A 14,371-nucleotide genomic window follows, 5' to 3' on the forward strand; every position below is an offset into this window, starting at 1 on the left:
TAAACCTTTGCTTTGCAAGCGTGTAGATTAAATTAAAAAAGCTTGTAACAGGTACAAGCTTTTTGTAAATAAGTGTTAGGATTTTTCGCAAGGCTTATAGCGTAGACTCGCTATTATTTACGACCGTTACGTTTACGCTCATTTTCAGTCAAGTATTTTTTGCGTAGACGAATTGATTTAGGTGTCACCTCAACCAGCTCATCATCTTCAATAAATTCAAGCGCTTGTTCAAGGGTAAAAATGATTGGCGGCGTTAAAATAATCGCATCATCGGTACCACTGGCACGCACGTTCGTCAACTGTTTTGCTTTGGTTGGATTGACTACCATGTCATCGCTACGTGAGTTTTGACCGACAATCATACCTTCATATACTTCAGTTTGTGGTGATACAAACATACGACCGCGTTCTTGAAGGTTAAATAGCGCATAGCCCAATACAGTACCATTCACCATAGAAATCAACACCCCATTTTGGCGTTTTGCCACATCGCCTGTTTTCACAGGACCATAATGTGAGAAACTTGAGGTCATGATACCGGTACCTGAGGTAATGGTTAAGAACTCAGAGCGAAAACCAATCAAACCACGAGATGGCACAACCGCTTCAATACGGATACGGCCTTTGCCGTCAACTTCCATATTGGTCAATTCGCCTTTACGGTAGCCCATTTGCTCCATTACCGCGCCTTGGTGCTGTTCTTCAACGTCAAAAATCACATTTTCAAACGGTTCTTGTTTCTCACCCTCGATTTCACGAACAATTACTTCTGGACGTGATACACCCAGCTCAAAACCTTCACGGCGCATATTCTCAATCAATACAGATAAATGAAGTTCCCCACGACCTGATACTTTAAATTTATCAGGACTGTCGGTATCTTCTACGCGAAGTGCCACGTTATGAATTAACTCACGTTCTAGGCGCTCACGAATATTGCGCGACGTCACGAATTTACCTTCTTTACCCGCAAATGGTGAGTTGTTCACTTGGAAAGTCATCGATACGGTTGGCTCATCGACACTTAACGCTGGTAAGGCTTCCACGTTTTGTGGATCACAGATAGTATCAGAAATATTTAACGCATCGATACCCGTGATACAGACGATATCACCTGCCTGTGCCATAGGTACTTCGATACGGTCGAGACCATGGTAACCCATGATTTGTAGGATACGGCCGTTACGTTTATTACCTTCTTTATCAACAATCGTTACAGGTGTATTGGTTTTAACTGACCCACGCTGAATACGACCGATACCAATCAAACCTTTGAAGTTATCATAATCAAGGCTTGAAATCTGCATACGGAATGGACCTTCCGTATCCACCTGTGGTGGCTCAACGACATTTACGATGGTCTCAAACAATGGCTGCATATCTTCTGCAAGCTCGTCAGGCGCTAACCCTGCAATACCATTCATGGCAGAGGTATAAACGATTGGAAAATCTAGCTGCTCATCTGTCGCACCCAAATTATCAAACAAATCAAACACCTGATCCATGACCCAGTCTGGACGGGCGCTTGGTTTGTCAATTTTATTAATCACCACGATTGGCTTTAAGCCACGGGCAAATGCTTTTGAGGTCACAAAACGGGTTTGTGGCATAGGACCATCAACGGCATCAACTAACAACAACACACAGTCAACCATCGACATTACCCGTTCAACTTCACCACCAAAATCGGCGTGACCGGGGGTGTCGACGATGTTAATACGGTATTCAACGCCGTCTTTAGGATTGGTCCATTTGATCGCCGTATTTTTGGCTAAAATGGTAATACCACGCTCTTGCTCTAATGCGTTAGAGTCCATGACACGTTCAACTTCTGCGGCACGCTCACCAAAAGTACCAGATTGTTGTAACAGTTTATCGACTAAAGTAGTTTTACCATGGTCAACGTGGGCAATAATCGCAATATTGCGAAGATTTTTGATTGAATCTGACATAAAAAAATAGCTCTTGAAAATTCGGCTAGGAAGGGAAATTAAAACACGCGGTAGTATAACATCTTATCGTTAAAAATAGATTAAATTTATCTAAGTTGAGTTTATAGCTGATAATAAAAATAAAAAAAGCTACCAACGAGGGTAGCTTTTTTTATTTAATAACTAATTATTGTACGTTCATGTCTTTAGTTTGAACGGTTGTGCCAGATTTGTTACCAGTGATGATAGCATATACACGACGGTTCATTGCACGGCCTTCAGCAGTGTTGTTGTCTGCGATTGGGCGGTCATAACCGTAACCCACTGTGCTAATACGTTGTGGTGCAACACCAAACTGGTTAACTAACATTGATTTAACCGCATTTGCACGTGCTTCAGACAAACGTTGGTTGTAACGCGCAGATGGACCAGTTTTTGAAGCATGACCTTCAATTGAAGCTGTTGAATTTGGGTATTCATTCATTTTTTCAGCAACTTTTTGGATTTCTGGTTTGTACTGATCTTTGATGACAGTTTTGTCATTGTCAAAGAATACACGTAATTCCATACGTAACGCATCGTCAAGTGCGATTTCACGTGGGCAACCATCAGCATCTACAACAACGTTTAATGGTGTACCTGGGCATTTATCAACGCTATTTAATACGCCATCTTGGTCGTCATCACCATCAGTCACAACGATTGGCTCAACAGGTGTAGGTTCAACTACTGGGGCGGCTGGTGCCAAGTGACCACCTAGAACCACGTTAAGACCTGCTAATGCTAGACCTTCCCACCAATCGTTATCGAAGTTATAAATCGCACGACCTTCACCACGTAAGCTTAATGCGTCATTTATACGGTAGTAAGCACCAAGACCTAAGTTACCAATTGTGTCTTTAGAAGTTGCTTTGCTGCCATCATCAAATGCCATTGAGGTTTTTGATTGACCGGCACCGATTAACACATATGGCTTGAATGGGCTGTTAGTGTAGCCACTAAAGGTTTCAGTACCGATAGTAAAGTTACCTGAGTATGATTTTTGTTCAAAATCCCATCCATTAACTTTATCGCCATTGGCATACAATGCGTCAGAATCAGTTTCACCGTACTCTAATTCAAGTGCGATAGTAGGTGTCAATTCGATACCGATACCTGCACCAGTGTACAAGTCGTTATCTTGGTGAGTGCCAAAAAATTGTTCGCCTTGTTTATCTTCAGTATCACCAATACCATCTACATAATGGTAACCTAGTAGCAAAGGTGTAACAGTAACGCCTGCGTTAGCGGCTACTGGCATAACAGCTGCAGCAACAACTGCTAGAGCGATTTTATTTAGCTTCATAGAAGTCCTCCAAAGGATTGGCTTATTTTAAATTAAAATAACCTGACAGTTAATTCACAAAATGACACATTAAATCACATGCAATTTATGAACTTGTTAAATATAGCTTAACGCCTAAAAATTGTGTTTACAACTCTTTTTTTTACATTGCTACACAATATTACACGAACATCACAATATGTTATATTTTTATTTTTTAGTAGCCAAGCTAATCACTTACGCCCGATACTAAAAATTCAACAACTATCATGATTCGACATTACACATCAAAACTATATACTTATCTTGAGAAGGATTTTAATACAGTCTATTTAAATTTACCATATCTTAAATTCATACTTTCACTAAATGATACATTCTAGTGACATTCACTTACTAAATAAAGGAGACATTTACGTTACAGTCACAACAGTTTTTTCTTAATAATGTTTTAGAACCAGTAACAATAGGTATTTGAACATTTAAACCCATCTTTGCCTGTGAAAACCTTACTATCTAGAATAGACATTCCATTCCCTGATAACTTCAGTTTTTTAGTCGCTTTCATTCACTTTCTAGCCACCAGCCTTACCTTATAGTTCAATATTTGTTTGTTAATTCTTTTGAACTCTATATAATAATGAACTAAAGTTGTTTATTGTGTTATCCCATCATCACTTAACGGTAGCTTTAATAGAATGAATAGAATGAATAATGCAAAAACCAACGTGTTCTCAATAAAAAGACAGGGGTTTACTTTGATTGAAACAGTTGTCGTTGTGGCTGTTTTATCTATCATCGTAGCGATGGCTTCGATTACTATTACCAACAGCTTAAAGCAAATGGAAGCAAAAAGCACCGCTTCAAGCTTAATGAATTTTTTAAGCAGCGCAAAACAAGAGGCGTTGATTTATCAAAACCCTGTGATAGCCTGTGTCGCCAATGATAACTTGGCTTGCGTGACAACTGGCGGTCATCAGCTGATTAGCTTTATAGATAAAAATAACAATAACAGCTATGAGGCAACGGTAGACAAACTCAATCATCAGCTTACGTTAGACTTGTCCTGGGGGGTGCTGACGGCAAATATCTCGCTGAATAACAACTATATTATTTTTAAGCCAGAAAATGCTAGACCCATTGGTTATATGGGTAATATTCAATACTGCCCTTTAGATGGTAAGGTCGATAATCGACTAAAGGTAAGTTTTAGCAAAACAGGCATTATTAAATATAAGCCCTACTCAGTTGAACAGTTTAACTGCTCCTAACAGCTAGGCTTTTGCTGTAAATGCTTTTCTCATTGCGCTAACCGCTTCGCTAAGTCCCATAAACACACTGTCTGCAATAATGGCATGACCGATGTTTAGTTCATGGATGCCATCAATATCAGCAATGGGTGCAACGTTGTCACGGGTAAGACCGTGCCCTGCATTGACCAGTAAACTTGCTTTTGCCTCGTGGGCATGAGTCACGGCTGTTTTGATACGGGTGATTTCATGGCTAATTTTAACTTGGTCATGTTGCAAACAATAGTCAGCATAAGCGCCTGTGTGTAGTTCAATGGCATCTGCCCCCAACGCAATGCTTTTATCAATTTGTGCCAACTCTGGATCAATGAATAGTGATACTTGAGTGCCGACCTGATGTAACTGTTGAATCGCACTGGCTATTTTGTGCTGATTACCAATCACATCAAGCCCGCCTTCGGTGGTCAGTTCTTGGCGTTTTTCAGGGACAAAGCACACCCAAGCTGGCTTAACATCACAGGCTATCGCAACCATCTCGTCAGTGACTGCCATTTCAAGGTTCATACGAGTGGTTATGACTTTGGCAAGTCGATAAACATCATCATCTTGAATATGACGACGATCTTCACGCAAATGCAGCGTGATGCCATCCGCCCCTGCCTGCTCACAAATTAACGCCCCTGCCACAGGGTCGGGATATGCCACGCCGCGCGCTTGACGCAACGTTGCAATATGGTCGATATTCACACCGAGTAAGGGTTGATTGCTGGTCATGACATTCCCTATTTTGTCTATGATTGATACTGAGTAAGCTTATTGATATTGGGTAAGCTGCTGCCAAAGTTCTCGGCTTTGCAAGGTTTGATAATTGAGTAAATTATCCATCAAATGGCGGTGCATGGCACTGATGCTATTGACCAATTGTTTGGCTAAATCAAAATCTTGTTGCATCATTTGGTTAAAGCTAGCTTCATCTTGTAAACATTGATACCAAATTAGCAGCTGCTCACCTGTTATTGACATATCAGGTTTATCCAAGGGTAAAACTGGCGTAAATCCCTGCTGTAGCTGGTATTGATAACGCTGCGATGGGACTATTAAATCCCCTAATGCATCTTTAGCAAAATCGAACCCATAGCCTAGTTGTTCAAACAATACATTTTCAAAGCGCCTTAAATACCACTTTAAACGGGTCATGTCATGTGGCGATTGCGCTGGGTCGACAAACAGCGTTGCCATGTTTGCCAGGCACTGCTGATATGCTTGCCATATCTCAGCAAACGGCTCTTCAACAGGTAATAGTTTTTGCAAAATCTCGTTGAGATACATGCCTGCATACAGGCTTTGTCCTGTGAGGGTAATGTGATTTTGCAAAATCTGGCTTTGACTGAAGGTTTTTAGGCTGTTTTTACCATTGCCAAAAAATTGTATGGGGACAAATAGCGGTAAGTTTTTTTTACCGATACCATGTACTACGCCCCATTCTTCACTAAACAGGTAAACCAAACTACGGTTTTCACCATATGGCTTTTGGTGCAGAATATAACCTGTTAGCAGTTGATTGCGCATAGTAGCTTATTTGCCTTATTGCTTAGTAGCCCAAGCTCGTTAGCGCACGCTCATCATCTGACCAGCCTTTTTTGACTTTGACCCACAGTGTTAGCATCACTTTTTTATCAAACATTTTTTCCATGTCTTGGCGCGCTTCGATGCCGATTTGTTTGATTTTTTCGCCTTTATCACCGATGACAATCACCTTTTGACCTTGACGCTCGACAAAAATCGTGGCATCGATGAAGGTTACGGCTTTACGCCATTTGCCTGTTTTTGGGTCTTGATGCGCGGGCTCATCCTTGAAGGTATCGATTTGTACCGTTAAATCGTAAGGAATCTCATCGCCCGATGCCCGCATCACTTTTTCACGAATGATTTCACTGGCTAAAAAGCGTTCCGAACGGTCAGTGACCTGCTCTGCATCATAGATTGGCGCTGCAATCGGTAAATGCTTACCGATGACTCGTACTAGCTCATCTAAGTTGTGCGCACGTAATGCAGATACCGGCACGATATCACTAAATACTTGGGTATCATGCAATTTTTGTAGTAGCGCGAACAGCTGAGCTTCGTCCTTAATGGTGTCGCTTTTATTAACTACTGCAATCACAGGGACACCCAAATTTTGCACTTTGGCAAACACCAGCTCATCATCTTCCACCCATTTTAGGCTATCAATCACAAACAATACCGCATCAACGTCCGCTAAAGCCGAGGTTGCGGCTTTATTCATACGCTCATTGATAGCGCGCACTTCGCGGCTATGGATACCTGGGGTATCAACAAAAATTGCTTGTAGTTGCTCGTTGGTCAAAATTCCCATAATGCGATGGCGGGTGGTTTGGGGTTTTCGCGAGGTAATCGACAATTTTTGACCCAACACATGATTCATTAACGTTGATTTACCCACGTTTGGACGTCCGACAATGGCTACATAACCCGTGCGAAAATCCACTGCGCGCACGGGCGCTGATTCGCTTTGCCCACTAAAGAATTGACTGATAACATCCTGGTTGTTGTCCGCTGATGGATTGTCGACAGCTGGGTCAGTGGTGGTTTGTTGGGTAGCGTCTGCTTGGTTAGACATAAAGTGGGATCTCAACATTGGTTTAAAGGGTACAAATTATTGTAGAATAGTTTTGAGCAAATTTCAGTAAGCATTTCAGCAAATTTGGGTGTTGACGGTATGGCAGGTTGGCAAATTAGCGCAGTGGGGGTAACAAATCACTGATTTTAGTCAGCATGGCTTCGGCGCAGCGCTGTTCGGCAATACGGCGACTTTCCCCTTGTGCTGTGACTAAAGCTTGGGTTGGCGCTATGGGTTTGGCAGTTTTATTGTCAAAAATAATGTCGACTTGACAGCTGACCACAAAAATTTGATTGGGTGCATTGCCAATGGTTTCGGTCACTTCATAGCGTGGTAGCGCAAGTTGGTGTGCTTGTAATAGCTCTTGTAAACGGCTTTTGGCATCTTTTAGCACTTTTTGCTCTTTCACTTTTTCGAACAAATCTTCAAACCACGCCAGCACACAAGCTTTAACCGTGTCAAAATTTTGACTGTCAAGATAAATGGCGCCAATCAAAGCTTCAACGCTATCTGCCAAGATTGAGGCGCGCTGACGACCGCCACCTTTACGCTCGCCCACCCCTAAAATCAAATAATCTGACAAATTGAGCTGTTTTGCAATAATCACCAAAGTTTCTTCGCGCACAAGCGACGCACGTAAGCGACTGAGCCGACCTTCATTATAGTCGGGATAGCGCAAAAACAAGGCTTCTGCGATGATCACACCGAGCAATGCATCTCCCAAGAACTCTAATCGCTCATAATTGTGTTCGCTATCAAATGAGCGATGCATGAGTGCCATAATGGGTAAATTCACATTATCAAACTGATAACCCATTTGATAAAACAGCACGGTTAATTGACGCACTTGTGGCGGTAGTTTTTTGAGATTAAAGGTAGGGATAGTGATTGGTAAATTCATCTGCTTCAAATTGTTAGAAAAGTATTCGCCAGTGAAATCATCACATGGCTATCACTTACTTAAGATTGGGGCTACAAGTTCAATAACTATTGCTTGGCGACTTTGGCATCTTCTGCGCTAATGGTATCTTCAAAGCGATTGACGATATCGACGTTACCAAAAAAGTTGTTTGCTTCATCGTATTTCAATTTCACTGACATCGCACCTGGCGTATTATCCACCACTTCCACGACGTCCTCTGCCTTTTGGCTGAGACCGTTGATATGCCATTGGGAATTGACATTACCTAAAAACTCTTTGACACTTTCTTTATTGTCATTGGACTTTTTGAGTTCAAATGCCAACGATTTTTTGAGTTGGTAGTGACCGACTTGGGCAGGGATAATAGCTAAACCGAGTTTGGCACATACGACGATGAGTACAATCATAATCACGATACCCGTGACGCTGGCGCCGCGCTGATGACTTGGTAGGTTCATGCCGTATTCTCCTTTTACCATCGCTCAAGATAGGTTAATGTAAGCTTTAGTTAATTAAATATTCTCAACAATAAAGGCTTTGACATCCAATTTTTTAAAGCAAGCGGTTAGTGTATTGCGCCATTTCGATTAAAGGTGGGTAGACTTAATCCACTGGCTTTGTGAGTCCACACATATACCGCTTTACCCGCTAAATTTTGATCGGGTACAAACCCCCAAAAACGACCATCAGCACTGCGATCACGGTTATCGCCCATCACAAAATAGTGCCCTTTAGGCACTGTTAGTTGCCATTGTTGACCTTGGCTCGCCATCAATTGAGGTGACGCTTGCTGCAAAAAGCTGGCATATTGAAACCAATTTTTGTCACCCAAATAGCGCACCAAATGTTGATGATTATTGCTAGGAGATTCTTGCACGTATTTGGCAGACAATTCTTCTTGATTGCCCAGTTGCGCGGCTTGCTCAGCTGTCACAAGCTCACCGGTCTCAGTTTTACCTGGCGGATATAGCTGCGCTGTCATCTTAGGGTCAGGGGTAAAATTCGCTGGCGTGGTCGCAATCGCTTTGCCATTGACGCTTAACTGCCCGTTATTAAAGCTCACTGTATCACCACCCACGCCAATCACCCGCTTGATATAATAAATTTTTGGGTTCTCAGGATAGCGAAATACCACCACATCACCATGCTGTGGCGCGCCTAAATCAAGCACCTTGGTATTCACCAGTGGCAAGCGAATACCATATGCGTATTTATTGACCGCAATAAAATCACCCGTATACAGGGTTGGCACCATCGACGATGAGGGGATATTAAACGGCTCAATCAAAAACGAGCGCACTACGAGCACAATCGCTAAAATCGGAAAAAAATCATACGCCCATCGCACCGGCGCAGTCGATTTCTCCAATCCTTTGCTTTGCTTTTGCTTTAGTACCAACTTATCCAGTAGCCAAATAGCGCCCAAAATCAAGGTCGCAGGGACAAGAATCAAATTAAAATCAAAATCCATACTTGCCTCTACGACTGGTTATCCACTTTTAACACCGCCAAAAACGCTTCTTGTGGAATCTCAACACGTCCCACTTGCTTCATGCGTTTTTTACCTTCTTTTTGCTTTGACAGTAGTTTTTTCTTACGTGACACGTCACCACCATAACATTTGGCAAGTACGTCTTTACGCATGGCTTTGACAGTGCTACGGGCAATGATTTGGCTACCAATCGCCGCTTGAATTGCCACGTCAAACATTTGGCGCGGAATCAATTCTTTCATTTTTTCAACCAGCTGATTACCGCGATAGCGCGCTTGCTCAGCATGACAAATCATCGCCAATGCATCAACTTTTTCGCCATTAATCAGCACATCCACCCGCACCAATTTATCTGTTTCAAAGCGCTCAAAGCCGTAATCAAGTGACGCAAAGCCACGTGATACCGATTTTAGACGGTCAAAAAAGTCCATGACCACTTCACCCATCGGAATATCAAAGGTCAACTGCACTTGCTGTCCCATAAACTTCATATCAACTTGGATACCGCGACGCTCGATACATAATGTCATCACGTTACCTAGATAATCGGGTGGCACCAGAATGTGACAGCGCGCAATCGGCTCACGAAACTCATCAATCAGACCTGGGTCAGGCATTTTTGATGGGTTATCGATTTGGATAATCTCACCATTGCGTTTTTTGATTTCGTAGATAACGGTCGGGGCGGTGGTAATCAAATCTAAATCGTATTCACGCTCAAGACGTTCTTGGATGATTTCCATATGGAGCATCCCCAAGAAACCACAGCGAAAACCAAACCCAAGAGCGTCAGAGGTATCAGGCTCAAAAAACAACGCAGCGTCATTGACTTGCAGTTTTTGTAGCGCTTCACGAAACGCCTCAAAGTCACTCGAATCGACAGGGAACATACCGGCATAGACTTGCGGCTTGACCTTTTTAAACCCTGGTATACTATCTACATCTGGGGTTTTGGCAAGGGTAATGGTATCGCCCACAGGCGCGCCGCCAATGTCTTTGATACCGGCAATCACAAAACCCACTTCACCGGCTTCTAAGATATTGGTTTCAAACGATTTTGGGGTAAATACCCCAATCGATGTCACAATATGCGTGCCTTTGGTGGATTTGATATGGATTTTATCGTCTTTTTTGAGTGTGCCTTGACGCACACGTACCAGTGACACAACCCCAAGATAATTGTCAAACCATGAGTCAATAATTAACGCTTGCAAAGGGGCATCACGGTCGCCTTCAGGCGCGGGAATACGCTCAACAATCGCTTGTAGCAAATCATCCACGCCCACCCCTGTCTTGGCAGACACGCGCGGTGCATCCATCGCTTCAATCCCGATAATGTCTTCGATTTCTTGAATCACGCGCTCAGGATCCACTTGCGGTAAGTCAATCTTGTTGAGTACCGGTAATACTTCAAGACCTTGCTCAATCGCGGTATAACAGTTGGCAACCGACTGCGCTTCTACGCCTTGTGCGGCATCAACCACCAGCAAAGCGCCTTCACAAGCTGCCAGTGAACGCGATACTTCATACGAAAAATCGACGTGCCCTGGGGTATCAATAAAGTTAAATTGGTATTTGTCACCGTTTGGGTGGTTATAATACAGCGTGACAGATTGGGCTTTAATGGTAATACCGCGCTCGCGCTCAATGTCCATCGAGTCAAGTACTTGCGCCTGCATTTCACGTGCTTGTAGACCCCCACACATTTGGATAATGCGGTCGGCAAGCGTGGATTTACCGTGGTCAATATGGGCAATAATAGAAAAATTACGAATATGAGATAAGGCGGTCACAATTACCTACTAACAAAAAAGTATATGATTAAATTTTTAGAAAAATAGCCTTATTGTAACGTATTTTTCTACAATCACCTACTGAATTTATTGTGACAGCTTTTGGGAGGTCATAAAAAAAGATAAGCTTTGGGTGTCAATGTCTGTTGCAAACACAAAGACCCGAATAGTGCCTAAACCCTCCCCAAACTAAGCTTTTTTGACGACACTGGATTTGAGTTTCATCGCGCCAAAACCGTCAATTTTACAATCAATATCATGATCATCGGGCGCATCATGGAGCAGCCGAATGGATTTGACTTTGGTACCAACTTTAATGGGGGTACTTGAGCCTTTGACTTTTAAGTCTTTAATAACCGTCACACTATCCCCATCTTGTAGCACATTGCCGACGGCATCTTTAATAATTTGTTCGCTGGCTGCTTCGGTTTCGCCCGCTTGCCATGCCTGCTGTTCTGCTTCAAAGCCACACATCGGGCAAATCAGTAACTCGCCATCTTGGTATGTATAGTTTTCTTTACACTTGGGGCATGGGGGACAGGCAGGTAAACTCATAGCACACGCTCAATTATCTTAGAAAAAATTTAACAGTCGTTAAATGATATATTGTACGCGATAAGTCGCCCCAATAATAGTAATCAGCTAGTACAGAAAACCCGCTGACAGATGACCTAGTAACAGTAGTTAGTCAAGCAGGACTTAAACCAGCATTTAGTCAAGCATAACCTAATAAAGCATGATTGCAGTCCGAGCCCAATTGTGCAAAACTTTGATCATAATTTTTTTAGCAAATAAAAAGAGAACCACCATGACAGATTTCGTCGTCTTTGATATAACCGGCAGCGATGCCCAAAAATTCTTGCAAGGACAATTGACCTGCAACGTCACCAAACTCAGCGAACAATACCAAGCGACCGCGATTAGTAATCTCAAAGGGCGTGTAGCGTTGGGTATTTGGATTAGAAAAATAGCGGATGACGCTTACCAAATCGTCATCAGCCAAGACTGTGCCGATGAGTTTGCCAAGCACATCAAAAAATATGCGGCGTTCTCAAAACTTACCCTATCAGCCCCACGTGATATTTTTGCGGTTGTTGACAATGGGGTACCTAGTTTTAGCGAATCAGAGAATGGCACTGACACCAACGTTCACCGCAAAGCATGGCAAAAAGCGAGTATCGCTACAGGCAATTACTGGATTGTCAAAGCCACCGCAGGCTTGTGGCAACCCCAAGAGTTACGTCTACACCAACAAGGCGGTGTTGACTACGATAAGGGCTGTTATTTAGGTCAAGAAATCATTGCGCGGTTATATTTTAAAGCCAGCCCAAAAGCTTGGCTCCACCGCGTAGCAGGTACCGGTGATATACCTAACGCGGGTGAAAAAATTGGCAACGTGGATGTGGTCAATAGCATTGCTACTGAGACAGGTTTTGAAGCCTTGGTGGTGGCCCGTCCCGATGATATTGCCGCCAGTAATCTGACCATTCTTGAGTTACCTCAAGCACTGCAACAACCGGTTGCGCGCCAACATTAAAAACCCACCAAACTTGATTAACGTAAATGCGTTAAAATAAATCGGTTAAACTAAAAAAGGCATTTCGCTGATGTCTTTTTTAACCATTTTTTTAGGTTTATCAATACCTGACCCACTTCAAACCTAAACCACTTCGCCAGCCACAAACCCACTTGCCCAAGCCCACTGGAAATTGTAGCCACCTAGCCAACCAGTAACATCGAGCACCTCGCCGATAAAATACAAATTCGGTTGTAACTGACTTTGCATGGTTTTTGAGGAGACTTTATCGGTAGCAACGCCGCCACGGGTGACTTCAGCTGTACGATAGCCTTCAGTGCCTGATGGCGTCAAACGCCAAGCATTGAGCTGCTCGCCAAGCTGCGCTAACTTCTCGTCTTTGATATTGGCAAGCTCAGTCTCAGCCATGTCTTGCCACAATAGATTTTGCAAAGTAGCCATCACTTTTTTAGGTAACGCCGCCGCGCCTATCTGGTCATTTAGCACGGTTCTAATCAGCTGTTTTGGGCGCTGTTTTTTTTGTTCGGCTAAGAATGCTGCCATATCAAGGTTTGGGAATAAATTGATAAAAATCGGCTCGCCCACCTGCCAATAATTCGATAGCTGTAACATCGCAGGCCCGGATAAACCGCGATGAGTAAATAGGATGGGCAACCTAAAACTGATGCGCTCATTAAACGCAATGACCTCAAAACTAACCCCCGACAACGATTTAATCGCATCGCCAATCTTATCGGTAAAGGTAAATGGTACTAGTCCTGCCGATGTTGGCACAATGGTATGCCCAAATTGCTGCGCTACTTGGTAACCAAATCCTGTCGCACCCATGGTCGGAATCGACAGCCCGCCTGTGGCGACTACCAATGAGTGACAAGTTAAGGTTTGCTCGCTACTTTTTTGATTGGCTGCTTGATTAGCTTGTTGATGAGGCTGTTGACTAGCTGGTTGATTGACAGTTAAGACAAACCCTGTATTGTCGGGTAACGCTTGGATTTGCTGGATGGTGGTTTTTAGTTGAATAGTCACTTGGTTGGCGCGGCATTGGGTCAGTAGCATTTGCAAAATATCATTGGCAGAGGTATCACAAAACAGTTGCCCATGCTCACGCTCATGATAAGGAATCTGATACTGGCTAACCATGCCAATAAAATCCCAATTTAAATAGCGTGACAATGCTGATTTGCAAAAGTGCGGATTGCTACTTAAATAATGCTTGGGCTCAATGTCATAGTTGGTAAAATTACAGCGCCCGCCACCGCTCATAAGGATTTTCTTGCCCGCTTTATTGGCATGATCTACCACCAGCACACGCCGTCCGCGCTTGCCCGCTGTCAATGCACAAAATAGCCCTGATGCCCCTGCCCCGATGATGATGACATCATACGCCAACGTGGACGGTGCGTTTGTTGACCCAGCGTGATTTTGAACCGTGTCAATCTTTGGTGAAGTATTTGGTGAAGTATGTTGTTGCTGCATGATGA

Annotated in this window: 13 protein-coding genes; 2 read left to right on the forward strand and 11 right to left on the reverse strand. The window is 43.2% G+C overall.

What is annotated here, in order from left to right:
- Nucleotides 1–113: 113 nt before the first annotated feature.
- Nucleotides 114–1,952, reverse strand: a complete 1,839-nt coding sequence (gene typA, locus RT143_RS03915; RefSeq protein WP_313091322.1) for a translational GTPase TypA — start codon at nt 1,950–1,952, stop codon at nt 114–116.
- 166 nt (nt 1,953–2,118) lie between these two features.
- Nucleotides 2,119–3,276, reverse strand: coding sequence for an OmpA family protein (locus RT143_RS03920; RefSeq protein WP_313091323.1), 1,158 nt, complete (start codon nt 3,274–3,276; stop codon nt 2,119–2,121).
- 686 nt (nt 3,277–3,962) lie between these two features.
- Here RT143_RS03920 and RT143_RS03925 point away from each other — a divergent pair.
- Complete coding sequence (locus RT143_RS03925) at nt 3,963–4,526, forward strand: GspH/FimT family pseudopilin (protein WP_313091325.1); 564 nt, start codon at nt 3,963–3,965, stop codon at nt 4,524–4,526.
- 3 nt (nt 4,527–4,529) lie between these two features.
- On the opposite strand, the gene pdxJ is transcribed toward RT143_RS03925, so the two are convergent.
- From pdxJ to RT143_RS03965, 8 genes are all read right to left on the reverse strand, one after another.
- The gene (pdxJ, locus tag RT143_RS03930; RefSeq protein ID WP_096489452.1) at nt 4,530–5,279 is read right to left on the reverse strand and encodes a pyridoxine 5'-phosphate synthase; all 750 of its coding nucleotides are present in this window, start codon (nt 5,277–5,279) and stop codon (nt 4,530–4,532) included.
- A gap of 39 nt (nt 5,280–5,318) precedes the next feature.
- The gene (gene recO / locus RT143_RS03935) at nt 5,319–6,074 is read right to left on the reverse strand and encodes a DNA repair protein RecO (protein ID WP_313091328.1); all 756 of its coding nucleotides are present in this window, start codon (nt 6,072–6,074) and stop codon (nt 5,319–5,321) included.
- Nucleotides 6,075–6,096: 22 nt separating this feature from the next.
- Nucleotides 6,097–7,146 carry a GTPase Era gene (gene era, locus RT143_RS03940; RefSeq protein ID WP_313091329.1) on the reverse strand — a complete coding sequence of 350 codons (1,050 nt, stop codon included), beginning with the start codon at nt 7,144–7,146 and terminating at the stop codon, nt 6,097–6,099.
- 115 nt (nt 7,147–7,261) lie between these two features.
- A complete protein-coding gene (gene rnc, locus RT143_RS03945; protein WP_313091331.1) occupies nt 7,262–8,047 on the reverse strand; it encodes a ribonuclease III in 786 nt (261 codons plus the stop codon).
- A gap of 86 nt (nt 8,048–8,133) precedes the next feature.
- Nucleotides 8,134–8,526, reverse strand: a complete 393-nt coding sequence (locus RT143_RS03950; protein WP_309596599.1) for a DUF4845 domain-containing protein — start codon at nt 8,524–8,526, stop codon at nt 8,134–8,136.
- A 107-nt stretch (nt 8,527–8,633) separates the two neighbouring features.
- The gene (lepB, locus tag RT143_RS03955; protein ID WP_313091332.1) at nt 8,634–9,539 is read right to left on the reverse strand and encodes a signal peptidase I; all 906 of its coding nucleotides are present in this window, start codon (nt 9,537–9,539) and stop codon (nt 8,634–8,636) included.
- An 8-nt stretch (nt 9,540–9,547) separates the two neighbouring features.
- Entirely contained in the window at nt 9,548–11,353 is a 1,806-nt protein-coding gene (lepA, locus tag RT143_RS03960; protein WP_065253830.1) for a translation elongation factor 4, read from the reverse strand.
- A 189-nt stretch (nt 11,354–11,542) separates the two neighbouring features.
- Nucleotides 11,543–11,908: a zinc ribbon domain-containing protein YjdM gene (locus tag RT143_RS03965; RefSeq protein ID WP_313091334.1), complete on the reverse strand. Its 366-nt coding sequence runs from the start codon at nt 11,906–11,908 to the stop codon at nt 11,543–11,545.
- A 253-nt stretch (nt 11,909–12,161) separates the two neighbouring features.
- On the opposite strand from RT143_RS03965, the gene ygfZ reads away from it, so the two are divergent.
- Nucleotides 12,162–12,890: a CAF17-like 4Fe-4S cluster assembly/insertion protein YgfZ gene (gene ygfZ, locus RT143_RS03970; protein WP_313091335.1), complete on the forward strand. Its 729-nt coding sequence runs from the start codon at nt 12,162–12,164 to the stop codon at nt 12,888–12,890.
- Between the two features lie 123 nt (nt 12,891–13,013).
- Here the strand turns inward: ygfZ and RT143_RS03975 are convergent, their stop codons facing one another.
- On the reverse strand, nt 13,014–14,366 hold the full coding sequence (locus RT143_RS03975; RefSeq protein ID WP_313091338.1) for a BaiN/RdsA family NAD(P)/FAD-dependent oxidoreductase: 1,353 nt from the start codon (nt 14,364–14,366) through the stop codon (nt 13,014–13,016).
- Nucleotides 14,367–14,371 lie beyond the last annotated feature (5 nt).

This window comes from Moraxella sp. CTOTU48268 (genome assembly GCF_032069585.1).
GTDB lineage: Bacteria > Pseudomonadota > Gammaproteobacteria > Pseudomonadales > Moraxellaceae > Faucicola > Faucicola cinerea.